This window comes from Rhodanobacter sp. A1T4, from assembly GCF_014207185.1.
Classification (GTDB): Bacteria; Pseudomonadota; Gammaproteobacteria; order Xanthomonadales; family Rhodanobacteraceae; genus Rhodanobacter.
The window spans coordinates 1-15,960 of record NZ_JACHCP010000001.1; the positions used below are offsets into that span (position 1 = coordinate 1).

16 protein-coding genes are annotated in these 15,960 nt (G+C 59.6%); 6 read left to right on the top strand and 10 right to left on the bottom strand.

Features of this window, described 5'->3' with window-relative positions; genetic code table 11:
- The first annotated feature begins 277 nt into the window (after nucleotides 1–277).
- Complete coding sequence (locus HDE80_RS00005) at nucleotides 278–1,162, top strand: LysR family transcriptional regulator (protein ID WP_184666705.1); 885 nt, start codon at nucleotides 278–280, stop codon at nucleotides 1,160–1,162.
- Between the two features lie 106 nt (nucleotides 1,163–1,268).
- Here HDE80_RS00005 and HDE80_RS00010 read toward each other — a convergent pair whose 3' ends face one another.
- Entirely contained in the window at nucleotides 1,269–1,571 is a 303-nt protein-coding gene (locus HDE80_RS00010) for an antibiotic biosynthesis monooxygenase (RefSeq protein ID WP_184605139.1), read from the bottom strand.
- 245 nt (nucleotides 1,572–1,816) lie between these two features.
- Between HDE80_RS00010 and HDE80_RS00015 the strand changes: the two genes are divergently transcribed.
- Complete coding sequence (locus tag HDE80_RS00015; RefSeq protein ID WP_184666707.1) at nucleotides 1,817–2,566, top strand: glucose 1-dehydrogenase; 750 nt, start codon at nucleotides 1,817–1,819, stop codon at nucleotides 2,564–2,566.
- Between the two features lie 211 nt (nucleotides 2,567–2,777).
- Here HDE80_RS00015 and HDE80_RS00020 read toward each other — a convergent pair whose 3' ends face one another.
- Nucleotides 2,778–4,310 carry a GGDEF domain-containing protein gene (locus HDE80_RS00020; RefSeq protein WP_184666709.1) on the bottom strand — a complete coding sequence of 511 codons (1,533 nt, stop codon included), beginning with the start codon at nucleotides 4,308–4,310 and terminating at the stop codon, nucleotides 2,778–2,780.
- Nucleotides 4,311–4,350: 40 nt separating this feature from the next.
- Here HDE80_RS00020 and HDE80_RS22075 point away from each other — a divergent pair, with 40 nt between their 5' ends.
- Nucleotides 4,351–4,476, top strand: coding sequence for a hypothetical protein (locus tag HDE80_RS22075; RefSeq protein ID WP_255483501.1), 126 nt, complete (start codon nucleotides 4,351–4,353; stop codon nucleotides 4,474–4,476).
- A 34-nt stretch (nucleotides 4,477–4,510) separates the two neighbouring features.
- Here the strand turns inward: HDE80_RS22075 and HDE80_RS00025 are convergent, their stop codons facing one another.
- From HDE80_RS00025 to HDE80_RS00040, 4 genes are all read right to left on the bottom strand, one after another.
- On the bottom strand, nucleotides 4,511–6,238 hold the full coding sequence (locus tag HDE80_RS00025; RefSeq protein WP_184666711.1) for a lasso peptide isopeptide bond-forming cyclase: 1,728 nt from the start codon (nucleotides 6,236–6,238) through the stop codon (nucleotides 4,511–4,513).
- The gene (locus HDE80_RS00030; protein ID WP_184666713.1) at nucleotides 6,238–6,915 is read right to left on the bottom strand and encodes a lasso peptide biosynthesis B2 protein; all 678 of its coding nucleotides are present in this window, start codon (nucleotides 6,913–6,915) and stop codon (nucleotides 6,238–6,240) included. Before HDE80_RS00030 ends, HDE80_RS00025 begins: the two co-directional genes overlap by 1 nt.
- 51 nt (nucleotides 6,916–6,966) lie before the next feature.
- Nucleotides 6,967–7,104 carry a benenodin family lasso peptide gene (locus tag HDE80_RS00035; RefSeq protein WP_184666715.1) on the bottom strand — a complete coding sequence of 46 codons (138 nt, stop codon included), beginning with the start codon at nucleotides 7,102–7,104 and terminating at the stop codon, nucleotides 6,967–6,969.
- Between the two features lie 217 nt (nucleotides 7,105–7,321).
- On the bottom strand, nucleotides 7,322–7,951 hold the full coding sequence (locus tag HDE80_RS00040; protein WP_184666717.1) for a GntR family transcriptional regulator: 630 nt from the start codon (nucleotides 7,949–7,951) through the stop codon (nucleotides 7,322–7,324).
- A gap of 379 nt (nucleotides 7,952–8,330) precedes the next feature.
- Here HDE80_RS00040 and bla point away from each other — a divergent pair, with 379 nt between their 5' ends.
- On the top strand, nucleotides 8,331–9,338 hold the full coding sequence (gene bla, locus HDE80_RS00045; RefSeq protein ID WP_184666719.1) for a class A beta-lactamase: 1,008 nt from the start codon (nucleotides 8,331–8,333) through the stop codon (nucleotides 9,336–9,338).
- 173 nt (nucleotides 9,339–9,511) lie between these two features.
- On the opposite strand, the gene HDE80_RS00050 is transcribed toward bla, so the two are convergent.
- Nucleotides 9,512–9,886 (bottom strand): histone, encoded by a 375-nt coding sequence (locus HDE80_RS00050; protein ID WP_184666721.1) that lies wholly within the window; start codon nucleotides 9,884–9,886, stop codon nucleotides 9,512–9,514.
- A 258-nt stretch (nucleotides 9,887–10,144) separates the two neighbouring features.
- Nucleotides 10,145–11,560, bottom strand: coding sequence for a PQQ-binding-like beta-propeller repeat protein (locus HDE80_RS00055; protein WP_184666723.1), 1,416 nt, complete (start codon nucleotides 11,558–11,560; stop codon nucleotides 10,145–10,147).
- A 404-nt stretch (nucleotides 11,561–11,964) separates the two neighbouring features.
- On the opposite strand from HDE80_RS00055, the gene HDE80_RS00060 reads away from it, so the two are divergent.
- Entirely contained in the window at nucleotides 11,965–13,050 is a 1,086-nt protein-coding gene (locus HDE80_RS00060; protein ID WP_184666725.1) for a hypothetical protein, read from the top strand.
- Between the two features lie 240 nt (nucleotides 13,051–13,290).
- Here the strand turns inward: HDE80_RS00060 and HDE80_RS00065 are convergent, their stop codons facing one another.
- A complete protein-coding gene (locus HDE80_RS00065; protein ID WP_184666727.1) occupies nucleotides 13,291–13,932 on the bottom strand; it encodes a TetR/AcrR family transcriptional regulator in 642 nt (213 codons plus the stop codon).
- A gap of 80 nt (nucleotides 13,933–14,012) precedes the next feature.
- Here HDE80_RS00065 and HDE80_RS00070 point away from each other — a divergent pair, with 80 nt between their 5' ends.
- The gene (locus tag HDE80_RS00070; protein ID WP_184666729.1) at nucleotides 14,013–14,747 is read left to right on the top strand and encodes an SDR family oxidoreductase; all 735 of its coding nucleotides are present in this window, start codon (nucleotides 14,013–14,015) and stop codon (nucleotides 14,745–14,747) included.
- A 166-nt stretch (nucleotides 14,748–14,913) separates the two neighbouring features.
- Here the strand turns inward: HDE80_RS00070 and HDE80_RS00075 are convergent, their stop codons facing one another.
- Entirely contained in the window at nucleotides 14,914–15,702 is a 789-nt protein-coding gene (locus HDE80_RS00075) for a hypothetical protein (RefSeq protein WP_184666731.1), read from the bottom strand.
- Between the last annotated feature and the right edge of the window lie 258 nt (nucleotides 15,703–15,960).

Sequence of the window (15,960 nt, forward strand, 5' to 3'; positions counted from 1 at the left end):
AACACCTTCGACGAATCGCTTCATGCCCGAATCCACTCACCAAGTCAGGTTAGGATAGCGACACCATGTGGCTAGTTGTTTTCACACAGCCTCGGTCGAAAGCGGACCTTACACTCTATGGATATCGTTTACCCCAAACGACCTCTCGCCTCCGTCGTAGTTCGCGTTATCGAGCTGCACAGCCTCATCCCAGACAGATGAGGAGCCAGGAATGGGCCTGTCCATTTACTGTGCGGCCCACTTGCTGCCGCCGCTCGGTCTAAGACACACTTCGTGAATGAACGACAAGCTGCTGGCGCTCCGACTTTTCGTGCGCGTTGCGCGCACGGGAAGCTTCTCTGCTGCGGCGCGAGAACTTGACCTTTCACAGCCGTCAGTATCGCGGATCATTGCGGCGTTGGAGGAAGACGTTGGCGCGGCCTTGGTTACCCGCACGACGCGCGCTGTCGCGCTGACTGACGTGGGCAACGACTACCTGACTCGTGTCGAAGCGATCCTGTCGTCGCTTGAAGAAGCTGATCACACTGCTCGTGGATCGCAGGAACTTCGCGGGTCATTACGTGTTGCCATGCCTGCAAGCTTTGGCGTGCGCGAAATCATCCCCCTGATGCCGGGCTTTCTTGCGCGCCATCCTTCGCTAAACGTCAGCTTATTGATGAGCGATCAACGGCAAGACACCATCAAGGAAGGTGCCGATGTCGCACTTCGACTCGGTGACTTGGACGATTCGAGTGCCACCGCACGCGTCATCGGTCGGACGCAGCGGTTAATTGCGGCGTCGCCGCGTTATCTAGAGGAGAAGGGCACGCCCGAGGCGCCCGAAAACTTGGCCGTCCATACGGCTATCGTCGGGCCTGCCGGGACGAGCTCCGGAACATGGTCCTTTCAGAAGGATGGTCAAAGCGTATCGACCCGCATCAATTGTCGCCTGACTGTTTCCTACAACGAGGCCGCAGTAGCCGCCGCTGTCGCGGGAATCGGCGTCGTGAATACATCTCTGTGGGGCTGTCGCGCCGAACTCGCCAGCGGCGCGCTGATTCGGCTGCTTCCCGACTGGAAGATCGGTGAGGTCGAAGCCCACGGCCTGTTCACCCCAGGCCGACGACCTAAGCCCTCGGCACGCGCGCTGGTCGAGTATCTGATCGCGGAGCTTGGTCGCTAGGCTTGGAGCTTACGCCGCGCACCTGTGGCGCCTCGATCGAAGCATGCCGCGAATGCGTCCATGCATCGGTTGAATGTTCGCATCGACGCGGCTCGCCGTCGGTCTGTCAGCCAGGCAATTTCGCCGCGAGCAGATCGATCTTCTCAATGTTCGGTGGGGTGCTGAGCAAGGCAGCTGCGTTGGCCATCAATGCAGCCGCGATCGGGCCTCGCAGGTGGGCTTGACGACCTTCCTCGTCCGCAAAGGCGTCGAAAACGCCAAACGTCGAAGGGCCAAACTGCAACGCAAACCAAGCGACGGTGCCCAACTCGGCATTGGCGAGCGGCAGCGCGCTGGCCAGGAAGGCGGCGACGGCGGCCTCTTGGCCTGGCTTGGCTTCGAGGCGGACAAACAGGGCAAATTTGGTCATGGAATGCTTCTCTTGAAGTGAAGGTCACGGCTCTGCGCATCCGTGGTCGTAGGGCTTGCTCCGATGTGGACGATTCGTCCCTCTATCGACGGCCCAATGTTTGACATGTTCGCTCAGTTTGAGAGCGGGGAGCCATTCATTTGACGAATAAGTCTTAGTTGTCGACGCAGCTACTCACGCGTCCATCGATCGACGACAGTCCATCCAGACGCCACTGCGGCGCCGTCAATTCAGGACACAAATCCATGACTTCACTTACTGGCAAAGTCGCCATTGTTACAGGCGCATCCAAAGGCATCGGTGCTGGAATCGCAAAGCTATTCGCCAAGTCCGGCGCCTCGGTCGTCGTGAACTACTCGACCAGCAAGGAAGCAGCGAATGCCCTGGTTGCCGAGATCAAGAGTTCCGGTGGCAAGGCTGTGGCCATCCACGCCGACTTCTCGAAGACCGCCGATATCCAGCGACTGTTTGAAGAGTCGAAGCACGCTTTTGGCGCACTCGACATCCTGGTGAACAACGCGGGCGTCTTCGCCTTCGCCCCCCTTCAGGACTCTACAGAGCAGGAATTCCACCGTGAGTTCAGCACGAACGTGCTCGGCTTAATCACCGCGACACAAGAGGCGGCGAAGTACTTCGGCCCGAACGGCGGCAGCATCATCAATATCAGTTCCATCGCCAGCGTCGGCTACATGCCCAACTCGGTGATCTACGCGGCATCCAAGAGCGCTGTCGACTCCGTCACGCGCGTGACCTCGGTCGAACTGGCGCCGAAGAAGATCCGCGTCAACAGCATCGCGCCGGGGGCCACCATCACCGAAGGCATTGCGGCTCTGGGTTGGCCGCAGGAGGTCGTCGAAGCCGTCGTTGCAACGATCCCGTTCGGTCGGCCGGGCACGCCGGAAGACATCGCTCGCGTGGCGCTGTTCCTGGCATCCGATGATTCGGCCTGGGTGACCGGCGAACGGATCACGGCTTCTGGTGGTCAGCGCGCTTGATCGGCCTCCGTTCCAACGGTTGCTGTAGGTAATCGCTGGGACGCGTCCTTTTATCGCCGCCGTTTGATCTGCCGCCAAAGACACGCTCCCGGAGGTCACGGCACGCACGCGTTAGCGAAGTAGCAGAGTAGCCATCTATATGGTCACGTCCGCTTCGTCGATAGCGGACATTCCCAACTTGCTGGGTCGGCTTCGCTGCGGCGACGGCCTCTTAGCGTTTTGTACTGATCTTCTTCGCGTGCTTTTGCTCATACATCATCGCGTCAGCGCGCGCGACAAGCTCAGCGAAAGACTCACTACCGAACACGTCGCTGCTCGCTTCGCCAACACTGAAACTGATCAAATATCGCTTACCTTCACCAGAGGAATTGATGGTCTCAGCAGCTTCGAAAATACGCGCCAACGCAATTTGCGTGCTTGCACTATCACTCGCCGTGATCACTGCAAATTCATCGCCGCCGACTCGCGCCACGATGTCGGCCCCACGAAAATTCGCGCTAAGAAGTGCCGCCACATCTCGAACAAACTGCGAGCCAACATCATGCCCCAAGCTATCATTGACGTGTTTCAGGCCGTCCAGATCGAAGAACAGCACCGTCAGTGCACTGCGGGACCGTCGCGACTCGCGGAGCGCTTGCTCGCCGAGCAGGCTGAATCCACGTTGGTTAAGAACGCCGGTAAGCTCGTCGGTGAGCGACATCTCACGAAGATCGCGCTCCAAATCATTGATGCGCCAGGCCATCACCGCCACCGTCGCAAACAGAACTATCGAAGTAACAGCTGCGATGAGGGCCGCAGCATAGGGCTCAGAGAGCCATCCTACCAAGGTTGTGTACGCACCACCGAGCACCAACAGAAACGGAAGCAGAAGCGCAAAAAGCAATACAGCCCGAGCGATCCGGCTACCGATTCCCATACCAACAAATACAGAAAAGTAGCCGTACTCAGCACGACGCCCGACCGCTACGAAGGCCAGCATGACCATGGACAGCAGCGTCTGCGGTGATGTAAGCGTGTGTGTTGACTGACCGAATAACCGCGCTGCGCCGAAGCAATAGCCAGCGAGGATGACCAATGTTAAGGCCACAAACCCCATAGTCAGGGCATCAACGACAGTAGACAACGCACTCTTGCGTGCGCGAGCAAAGACCAACGACAGGCCAAGTAGCGAGAGATACGCCGCCGTTTGCAGTGACATGCGGCCAGGCATATCTGACGCTGCATCTGATGCAAGTAACGTGTCCAGACCCGTGATTCGTCCAGTCACATGCTCGAAAAGGGCTGAGCCAGCTAAGACCACCAACACTATCGCGAGTACACGACTAAGCCACAATTGCCACTCGCTTCGTTTAGTGCGAGACAGGGCGAGGCTCCCACATCCCAAGAGCATGCAAGATGCCGTATTCACCTTCATCAAAGACCAGCCATCCGGCAACCACGCGCCTAAGCCCCTGACCAGCCAGCCACAGAATATCGTTGCAGCGATGATCGCCACTACGCCTAGGCAAATCGCTTGTATAGCGGACAGCCGCTCAATCAACTCCAAGTCTGGCTGACTCGATGAAAGCTTCAGTTGACTGTTAGCGGGCATGCCCATAGGGTGCTGTAGAAGCGCCCGTTCCAGCAAGATAAATACATAGCTGCGCTGCGTGAAACCAATTGGATGAATGCTTTGCTTTGGTTGTAACCAACCGTGATGTACCGTGATGCTGGCACGTCGTCGCCTCCGCGCCAGAACGCGCATAGCGTCGGCAACGTGCTAAACGTAGAGACTGATCGCTGAAATGTCCGTTGTGGGTCGGCTGCTGCCGGTCAGCGGCGACATACGACTGATCATGCTGGTTGGCGAGGTGATCATCGATCATCGGCCGTGTGATGCGTTCGGTGCGGCACACCCAAAGTGGGCATGACGGCGCGCGCTCCGTGATGTGGGCAATGCGCCCTTCAGGACTGATGGCGGATCCAGTTCTCGATGGCGCACAGGTCGAATATGCGCATGAACCTGTCGTCTCTGGCGGCCAGGTCGCGGTCGAAGAACTGCCGCAACGCGTTGCAGTCGAGTAGCCCGTGCGCTTCGAGGTGACCCGTCAGCAGATAATCCCGGAGTCGACTCTTGTTCCGGCGATAGAACGCGCCGGCGTAGTTCATGAAGGTTCCTTTGCTGCGGCGGTGCAGGATGTCGGGAGGCAGAATGTCCGCAAACGCGTCGCGCGCGACAGCGCGATTTCGACCCTCCGCGATCCACATCCAGCTGGGCACCTTCAGGCAGGCTTCCATCACGGGCTGGGACAGCAGCGGCATGCGCATTTGCCACTTCGCACCGCGCGCCAGTCCATCCCGGAAGACCTGGGTGCCGGCGAGATCGACGATGCGTTCACGGTCGCCACACAGCGCGTTGTCGGGCGCATCGAACCACGGGTGGGGTTCCAGCGTGGCCTGCGCGCAGGCGGCAGACAGAAACGACGTATCCGGCTTGCGCGGTGGCTTGGCTAAGGCGAGCCGTTTCCGCAGAGCCAACCTTCCGGCTTTCCAGAACGTGCATTGGTGGAGTTCGGCGAGATCGCGAATGGCATGGATGCCCGCGATCGTTCCGCACTCGCGGAAGGCGTCCGCAGCCGGTGCCGCGGTTCGGGTGTAGCAGAAGACGGTATCGCCGCCACCGCCGGAGAAGAAGCTGTTGATGCCAAGCGGCGTGCCGATCGCCTCGTTCAGTTCATTGGCTGCGTGTTGCAGAAACCAGGTGCTGGGCGCGACCGCGTGCGGCGGCGGCTGAAAATCGAGATGCGTTTCATCGAAGCCGAGTTTTTCGATGTGAAGCTCAACACCGAGCAGATCCGCCATCGACGATGCGTACCGCCGCTCGTCGGCGCCGGGCACGGGCGTGACCAGATTGCAGCACGCCACGCGCGCTTTCGCATCGCGCAGGCAAGCGGCCACGATGGAGGAGTCCAATCCGCCGGACAATTCGAGCAGAAGGGATCGATCCGTCTCTGCCCAGCGCTTCACCGTGGACGACACGGCACGCCGAACGTCGGCCTGCGCTTCGCGCCGATCGCGGTGTCTATGCGGTGGAGCGACGAAGGACCATGGCGACCATGCTTGTTCTATCGAATATTTGCTTCCGTGTATATGCAGTTCGCAACCCGGTAGCAGTTCGCGCAACCCGGAAAGACCGGTAGCACCGGCCTTATAGTGCGGGTAAACCACGTTGTTCCGGATGAAGTCCCAGTCGATCTCCCTGCGGTAAAGGCCCGATCGCGCCGCGATCGAAATGTCGGCGGTGATGAAGCGCTCGCGCAGCGAGTAGACGCAGTCGACACCACCGGACGGGTCGCGCATAGCTGTCGCAGCATCCGAATCGTGTTCCGGCGGAAGCAGCAGCAGGTATTCGCCCCAGAACCGGTCGATGAGGTACTCGACGAGATTGTGTCGGGAGCGAAGGCTGGCGAGATCCATGGTTCCACATGCAGCGCTTTGCTCGCGCGGGAAGACGTGGCCGATAAGCGCGCCGCCGGATGCCAGAGGGAGAACGGGCGTGTCCTCGGCGGTATAGAGGTCGATGTTTCCTAAAGTCAGCCGGTGCGGAAGGCCGAGCTGGCGAAGCGTTTCATCGATTTGGCCATCGCGACCGTTGCGGCCGTGTCCGTCGAGCAAGGCGATGTATCGGTACATCACACGACTCGTATCGGCGTGTGCGAGGCGACATTGCCGACGGTGTCGTTCAACACGAGGTCGTCCACCTGCACCCAGCAGTGGGCGGAGAACGAATCGAGGGCGATGCCGAAGACGATATGCGCGTGGATGCGTCGTCTAAGCAGAAATCGTGTCATCGCGATGGCGTCGAGCAGGCAGCGCATCTCGATCGGCACGTAGAGTCGCGCACGGCGAAATACGGCGGCTGCGTCGGCGCGGCGCGGCTCCGACATGTCTGCATGTGGTTCGATTTGCGCTGTTTGGAGATGTCTTTCGGCGGTAAGACTATCGAGTATGTGCTTGAGCGTAGAGAGCTTCATAGCGACGCGCGTGCGCAGCACGATGGCAAAGACCTCCATCAGTTCGACGACGCGAAGATGCCGCAGCGGCTGCGGTGCTTCCACCGCACTGCGAGCAGCGGGTTCGATGTTTGGACGGCTACGGATTGCCGTATCCGTTCGTTCGACCAATAGGGCGCGTTCGACCAATGCGTTTATCTCCGACTGCGCGCATTCGACCCCATCGAGGTAGGCGGTCAAGGCTTGCTCCAGCGAGCGGGGAAGTTGGAAGTACCGATCGCTGCCGATATCCAGAAAAACCAGTCGTTGATCGATACGGCAGTACGAGAGATCGTCACGCAGTACATAGCGGGTCATGTCCGTATTCCCATAGAAAAGGGACGCGCCCGTTGGACGCGTCCCTACGACTTAGTCTTGCGAAATGCCCGCGGTGGTGAAGCCACCGATCACCTCGTTCATCAGCGGGCCGCCTTGGGTCTCGACGCTGGCGACGCCGAGCTCGACGTCTTCCGGCGTGTCGGTGCGGATGTTCTCGTTCGTGTTCATGTCAGTCTCCTACGTTCACATCATGGCAGTTCCATGACGCGCGCAGCGTAGGTGTCGGCAATTTTCATTTGCCAATGATTATTGCGTTGTCATCCGGTGATTAACCCCGGAGTGTGACGGCGGTCGTGCTATGCCGCCTGCGCGGGCATCTTATCGGTCGACGGATGTTGCCGTTGCGCACGCAATGCGGATCGATGGCGCGTAGCCAGCGTGCGATCTAGTGGAGGTAATCGATGCGGTCGTTCAGTAAAGCCACGATGGTCGGCACGAGTTGCTTGCGGCGCTCGTGATAGTCGCGCAGTGCAGACTTCAAACTGGGGATATCGCGTGTCCGCCAATGCCGGTCCAGCTGCGAAAGCTCTTCGTCGGCGTGCTCGATCAATCCCTTTTTCGCCCGTCGTATCGGTGCCAGTCGGTCGTTGGCTCGTTTCACGGCATGGTGCAGCGACCAGTGAGTTGTCGCGCGGGCGATCGCATCGAACAGCTGCCACGTCAGCTTCACCAGATCGTCGTCGGCGGACGCGATCTCCAGCTTGGCGCTTGGCTGAAATGTCCGCGCCACACCGATATCGCAGGCCATCAACAACAGGCGCTCCATCCAGTCGTAGAGGTCGCGCAGCGCGACTTCGGTGAGCAGCGGTACATGCAATCCGCTGCGTGCGTGATCGGCAATCAGGCCTTCACCGACGAGTCGATACAGCGCGAGCCGAACCGGCGTGGGGCTGGTGTTGAACTCTGCTGCAAGCCCCGACGGATCGATCCGCTGCCCAGGTGTATAGCGTCCCGATTGCAGAGCGCGTCTGACCTCTCCATACACAAATGCGCTCTTGGAATGGATTGCATCCATAGCTGAACTCCCTGTCTGCTGATGATTGCTTCCCTGGGCCGGACAGTACGAAAGATCGTCAGGCAAGGGACCGGGTTTCCGCTGCATGCGGCGTCAGGAAAAAACGCTCGAATAGGGCGACGAAGGGCGGAACCCTGGCATACGTAAAATCTTACGGCGAAAGAATGCACTAAAACTGGTTCGGAGTCACTTTCTCGACGCGATAGCAAAAATCCGCTCTGCCCGGTTTAGAACGCAGGCCCTCGCGATGTCCTCCGATATTGGCCGAGGCGTTAGAGCCCGATCCCCTATGATCTATGTCCATTGGGCTGCTACAGCTGCGGGGTCAGGTCAGGTGGGGGGATATTGACCTGGCCGCACACCCGATCTTCGGAAATCCATGAGCAAGTACATTAGATTATTCACCTGCCGCTGGTTGAACCTGTGCCTGGCACTTTCGCTAGTCACGCCTGCCATCGCTGCCGAAGCGCCAGATGCACGCCTGCAACACGCGCTGGCGCAACTCGCCGACAAGGCGCAACCCGGTGTCCTGGGCATTACCGTTGTGGACCTGGATACGCGTGCGCGTATCCGAATCAACGCCGATCGCGCCTATCCGATGATGAGCGTGTTCAAAGCGCCGGTCGCCGCGGCGGTGCTTGCGCAGGTAGATGCGGGTCGCATTCGTTTGAGTCAGGAAGTAACGATCACCCGCGCACAAGTTGTGGATGCCACCGCCGTACCTTCCATCGGTGCGCATTTCTCGGGTGAGCAGATGCACTTCACTGCCGAGCGATTGCTGGCGGCTGCGGTGAGCGAAAGCGACAACACCGCCGTCGATGCGTTGATCCGATTGCTGGGCGGCCCGCAGGTGGTCACGGACTTCTTGCGCAAGCACGGCATCGAGGGTATGCGCGTGGACCTTGGCGAGGGCGACATCAGCCACATCTTCGACGACACGGCTAACGGACAGACCATCCCGACCAACGAAACCGATGAAGCGGCGCTGGTACGGCGGCGGCGCGGTTATCGCGCCTATCTCAATGACCCGCGCGATCGAACGACGCCGGACGCAGCAGCCGAGCTTCTTGAAAAGCTTTGGACGGGTCGGCTGCTCTCGGCGGATTCGAGCAAGCGGCTGCTCGATCTGATGTATGGCCAGACGAAGCCGGTTCGTTTGCGCGCTGGCCTGCCCGTTGGCGTGCGCTTTGCCGACAAGTGCGGCACTTCCTATTCGCTGGACGGCGAAACGGCCGCTTATAACGATATCGGCATCATCACTTGGCCCAACGGCCACACCGTCATCGTTGCCGCCTTTCTCACTGGATCGAAGGCTGACAAAAACACGCGAGACGCGCTTTTTGCTGAGATTGGCAAAGACGTGAGTGGCATGTCGGGGCCGCCGTAGGAACAAGGGTGTCAGAGACACTACCGACGGTGAGTAAGGGCTTGGATTGACAGCTCCGCGCGCTGCCTGCGGCGAGAATAGGACGTTCCAAACGATGGCAAAAAACTCAGGCTCAGAATGAGATAGCACATGCAACGTTCACTGATTCCCTGACAACCATGACAACGATGACTTCACCCGCCCGCAGAGCTACTAGCGGCTGGTGCACTGGCGGGGGGCGGAGCAGGGGTGGTGGCTTTCTTGTGTGACTTCGCGCGCGGAGGTGAAGCCGCTGCCGCCGCTGCTTTATCTTTTTTCCTCTGGGCCTTGGCGGCCTTGCTGGCCTTTTTGGCCGCCTGCTTATTGGCTTTTTCGGCTTGCTTGGCAGCCTTCTTGGCAGCCTTGTCAGCGTTCCTGGCAGCTTTATCAGTGGCTTTGGATGTCGCACTCGGCGCCGCTGCCGCTGCGGTGGCGGAAGCGGGCTGAACTTCCTGAGCCTGCGCCAGCACCGAGCCGGAGAGAGTCACGCCAGCCGCGAGCAGCACAGCGATTACACGTTTGCGAATCATGATGACGAGGCCTCGGGTTTTTGAGTTGCCGCGGACCCGGCATGCTTTGCACGCACGAGCGATGGCTCATCGAGAATGCATGGATATCGGCATACCGACGCTGAATAGTCATGGGGAAAAGGTGTCCGGGACACTACAGCTCGGGCCAACCGGGTCAGAGCCCGTTTCTGTTGTACTTTGATCTGCATCAAGTAGCTCCGACGTGCGTAACCGCGTACCGGCTCGGCACGACCAACGCTGGTAGACGCGTAACGCGCCTCAGCCACCCCCGGCGGGTAGGCTCCAGATATTCAGCACACCGCTGACAGCGTGAGCGTTGGCGTTGCCTTCGGGCAGGATGATCCGGCCCTGTAGCACGATCGGGCTGTTCCAGTGGCCGGCGCCGCAGGGCAGGGTGGTGAGGCGCCTGCCTGATGCCGCGTCATAGATATTCAGTCCGCCGGCCGGGGCGTAGACGAACAGCAGGCCGCCGGCTTCGAACGGGCTGGTGCCGCCGGTATTGTTCTTCCATTGTTGCTGCAGCTTGCCGTGCTCCAGCGTCCATGCCGCCGTGCCGCCGTTATCGGCGGCGAAGATCCAGGTCTGGTCTTGGTGGCTCCAAGTCGCTGGCTGGGAAAACAGATCGGTCCCGCTGGGGGTGGAGACGATCTGCAGCTCGTGGTCCATGTGCGGCGCAACGCCGGCCATGGCCTTGCGGCTGAGCAGGCGGATTTTGCCATCTTTGCCGCCCTGGGCGATCAGGTCGCCGCCGAGCAGCACCGGTGAGCTGGAGCCCAGGTCGGCGTCATCCGCATTGAGCGCCGCGGTATTGGCCGGGGTGTAGTTGCCCAGCATGGCGGTGGCGTCAGGATTGAGCTCGATCACCGAATCGCCCCAGGCGGTCTTGCCGTCCCACGGTGCGTTGCCGGTGGAGACAAAGATGTTGCCGCTGGCCGGCTCGATCACCGCGCCGGCGCGACCCCATATGGCCGAATCACTCTGCGGGCAGGCCGCCGGTTGGAGCAGGCCGCTGCGATCGCTGCACAGCGAGTTCCATACGTGCAGCAGCTTGCCAGAGGCGCCATCGAGAACGGCGACGTGGCCCTGATAAGGCGGCTTGTCGCCGATATAACCGGCGGTCACGGCAACCACATCGCCTTGGTAGAACTTCAGCGGCGAGTCCATCTTCTCGCGCTTGGCCAGCAAGGTGATGGCGGTGCGCCAGACGGGATGACCATCGCTGATCGTCAGCTTCTGCACATAACCGTCGGGCGAGGCGGCATAGATGAATTGGCGGTCTGGATCGGCCACCGGCGTGGTGTTGGTGATCTGCCGTGTGCCGGCTACTTGCTGATAACTGGCCGGCGTGTAGGTCCACAACACTGTGCCGTTAACTGCGTCGAGCGCCAGCGTCTTGCCGTAGGTGGTGGTGACGAAGATGGCGTCATGCGCGGCGCCATGGATGCTGACGCCATGCAAGTAGATGGCGCTGGCATCCACCGTGCCATCAATGGTTACCTGCTGCCGCACAAGCTGTCCGAGGTTGGCGGCCGTTATGCCGGTGGGCTCGGGGTTGGCGCTGGTGCTCTGCGCGTTGCCGCCGAACGTGGGCCAGTCCTGCGCAGGAAGATTCCGGGCAGCGGCCGGCAGGGTTACGCCAAGGCTGAGCAGCAGCATCACAAGTTGGTTTTTCATAGTTGAAAGTATGTCCCCAACGTTTACCGCTGTTGTTGTCGGTTCGTGATGAACAGTCGCGCGTCCCTTGGTGGACATCATCGACGGGTGAAACTAGACCGCAAGACCAAATCCTCGCTCCGCTTCGTTTAGACGAGCGACCGCTTTGAAACATCAGTGATCCGCTTCGGAACATTTGAGCAAAGCGTACGCCGCGTGGCCAATACAGTGTTCCTCCATGCTGCGTCAGGCGAGAGGAAGAACACGTGTCAAAGGTATGCAAGTACATAAGCCGGGCAACGGCGCTTTATGGGCTACGAAGCTCGCTATTTTTTGCCTCCATCATGGGGCTCTCACAACCCATTCTTGCATTCGACGTTACCCCTATTCCGATGACACCTGCGCAATGGGTGACGAACGGTGATGTGTCGTTTCAACACGATCCGACCAAACAGGATGTCCTTGTGGTCAACAAGGGTTATGCCGAGCTGAAGAACACCAATTTCAGCAATGGCACGATGGAATTCGACACAAAATTTGTAGGTGGTCGAATTACCGGCATCACCTTTCGCCAACACGATGACGTAGCCGATGCTTTGTATTTTCGACCCAGCGCGGACTGTGCTGTCTCGGAGGAATGCATCCAGTACATGCCTACGGCGCATCATGTGTTCGAATGGGATTTGTATGGGCAGTATCAAACGCACGCGCCCATCAATCCCGATGGTTGGAACCACATCAAGCTGGTGCTCTCCGGCGCACGCATGAATGTTTTCATCAACGGTGCGCGTTCGCCAACGCTGGCCGTCGGAACCTTGGTCGGCGGGTTCCCCGACGGTACGATCCGGCTGCATGGGCCGGCGTCCTACGCACACCTAAGCATCGCTCCCCATATCGTCGATGGCTTGTCTGCGGTGGCCTTCAACGACCCCGCGAAGAGTGACCTCCGAGTTGTTCGCCATTGGCTCGCTTCGACGCCGTTCGTGATGCCGAGTCGGATGGATGCCACGCTTCAGGAAAACACCGGCATCGATCCTGTTTATTCGTCGATGCCGAAAGAGACGGCGTTGTGGAAGCCGATTACGCCCGATCCGGGTGGCCTCATCAATTTAACGCGCTGGTACGGCGATGCGCAGACCGGGCAGGCCATCGCCGGCATGTGGTTGAAGACCACGATCAACACTGACCATGATCAGATCAAGCATGTAGATATTGGATGGACCAGAGAAGTCTGGATCTTCGTCAACGGCAAGCTGGCGTTCCAAAGCAAGAATCTCTACGGCGTCAAGGGCGCGAGCAAAGAGCCGGGTGGACGCCTCTCCCTGACCAATGGATCGTTCGACCTTCCGCTGCACAAGGGCGCCAATCAAGTGGCCGTGGCTATCGACGATAACTTCGCCGGCGGTCAGCAACATTGGGGATGGGGCCTGGAGATGCGCTTGGCCAATACCGGTGGCATTCGTCCGATGGGCGATGCTGGTGCGAACGCAAATGCGGCAAATGCGCTTTGAAACTGATAATGCTTATGATGGGGCCAGCTGGTGTTTATCGTGAGCAAACTGTTCAAACTGGAATAGGGCGGTGATGCAGCTATGGTCGGTGTAGGTGGGACGTCGCCTAGGACGAGGGTGCAGAAAATTGTCTGGTGATGTGTCTTTTCGATTTTCTTTCTGTTTGTCCTCTATGTGCTAACTGAGAATTGGCGGTGAGGTGAAGCTGAGCGGGTCAGCTCACTCTGACCACAGTTTCAGCTAAGCAACGCCGCCTCGCGAAGCCGCCACCAGATACGCCCGGCACATCAGCGGAACCTGCGTACGTAGCATCACCAGCGCCGCCGGGGAGGCATCGTTTTCCAGGCCGGCTCGCACGGTTCCCACCAGCAGGGCGCGCACGGCGAACGTGACGGTGGCGATGTCGGCGAAGCCGGCGTCCGGCGCACTGGCCAGCAGACGCTCGATCGCACGGTCGGTCCGCTGCAGCACATCGCTGATCAGGCTTGCTGTGTCCAGATCCGCGGCGACCGTATACAGGGCGAGTGAGCCGGGCAGATAACGCAGCTTCGCATCGAGGTATGCGCGGACCAAGCCGTCCGACATATCGCATAAACGCGCACCTTTGTAGCGTGCGCATGCCTCTTCGATGGCGACGACTACCTCGTCCAGATATTGATCCAGCACGGCATACAACAGCGCCTGCTTGTGCGGGAAATATTGATACATCGTGCCAACGGACACGCCGGCGCGTTGCGCCACGCGTGTCGTGGTAAGCCGGGCGATGCCATCGGACAGTAAAACCTGAATCGTCGCCTCGTGAATCGCCGTCACCGTTGCCGTCGAGCGCGTCTGACGTGGCGATTTACGTGGCTTGAGCGCGTCTGTTGGCACGACAGGCATATGCGAATGTAAAAGCCGAAGGATGATTCATATATCACAGTACAGCAACACCTCCACACTCACCATCCGAAGGAATCGCCATGAACACAGCAGATCGCCGTATCGCCCTGGTCACCGGCGCCAACAAGGGCATCGGCCTGGAAGTCGCGCGGCAGCTTGGCAAGGCCGGCCACCGCATACTGCTCGGTGCCCGCGACGAAGCGCGCGGCCGGGAGGCCGAGAAAACCTTGCGGAACGAAGGCATCAACGTGCGCTTTGTCGCCATCGACCTGTCCGATACCGCATCGCTTAGTGTCGCCGCTGCCGATATCGAGGCCAATGAGGGCCGCATCGATATCCTGGTCAACAACGCAGGTGTCGCGATACAGGGCGACGGGCTGCCCGGCAGCACCGACCTTGACGTCGTGCGGCGCACGTTCGAAACGAACTTTTTCGGTACCGTCGCTGTTACCCAGGCACTGTTGCCACTGGTGAAGAAATCTCGCGCCGGCCGCATCGTCAATGTATCCAGTGGCCTCGGCTCGATCGCGCTCAATGCCGACCCGAACTGGGCGTACGCCGCCGTCAAGCTCACTGGCTACAACGCCTCGAAGGCCGCGCTGAACATGTTCACCGTACTGCTCGCTGCCGAGCTCAAGGACACCGGCATCAAGGTGAACGCCGTCAACCCGGGCTACACCGCCACCGACCTCAACGGAAACAGTGGCCACCAGTCGATCGAGGAAGGCGCAGCTGAAACCGTTCGGATGGCCCAGATTTCTGACGATGGCCTGACGGGTGGATTCACCAGCACGGAGGGCGTTGAACCCTGGTAATCGATGCAAAGGGATCAGAGACACTACCGACGGTAGGTGAAGGCTTGGACCGACCTCCACCCATTTCCCCCCCCGCGCGCGATTGCCTGCGCTTGAACGGAAAGGGAGCCGCAAGCGGCTCCCTTTCAAACAGAATTAAACTGACTCGCTTAAACAGCCAGCGGCATCACTGGTCGACGCCGAAGTCGAACAGTCCGCCGCTGTAGAGGCCGTATTCGCCGGGCTTCAGATCCTTGGTTGGCGTCAGCTTCCACTGGTTGCCGTTGCCCATCGAGACGGCGTCGTAGTCGATCTGGTTGTCCTTGTCCGGAGCGCCTACATTCTTCATGCCGCCCCAGAAGCGGGCATTGCCAATCTTCAGCGAACGATCCTGGTCTCCCTTGTCCACGTCGAGCGACACGATGTAGATGCGACCTTTCGGCTGATCCGTCGAATTGACAATGAACGAGGGTCGCGTGTCGTGCGTGCGCACGCCGGCCGCCATACCCGGATAGTTGTAATGCATCAGCACCGTGACAACGGCGTTCGTCGTGCTCATGGTGCCGGATATGCCACGCAGGTGCACATTGCCGCCATCCTTCGTGACCAGGGTGACATCGGCAGGACTGCCCGGATAATTGGCCGGGCCGGAAGCAGCGGCAGTAGTGGAAGCGCCACCACCGTCGGCACGCTTGAGCATCGCGGAAATGACGTCCTGCGAAACACCGGCGTTCTTCAGCTTGACCAGATCATCGACTTCCAGCTTGAAATTGACCGTGGACGCCCCGTTGATCTTTTCCTTGATGATCTCCGAGCCGAAACCCAGCTTGGCCAACTTGACGACATCCGCATTGGTCATCGCAGCAGTACTCGAAGACTGTGCGTAAGCCGTGGAAGGCGTAAGCAATTGGACTGATACCGCACCCAACACGAGCATCAGTCCGGCAATGGCAATCCTGACGTAACGTGACTTCATTGAGCATCTCTCCTTGGTTGCAATGGGACAATCCACTTAATCGCCCCTTGAGTCTTGGCAGTATATGGCAACCAGCCTCTGTCCAGCCCTGGGGGCACCTGGAATAACCCGCATTTTCGAGGTTTGACTGATGGCAACGCCGCCACGGCCAAGCATCACCGCTGAGAGCATTCGGAACAAAAAAGGAGTCGAACAAAAAGGGGGGCAGGTTCATTAAAAATGATTCTGAGGCACCCGGCGAACAACAGAGCTAACCGG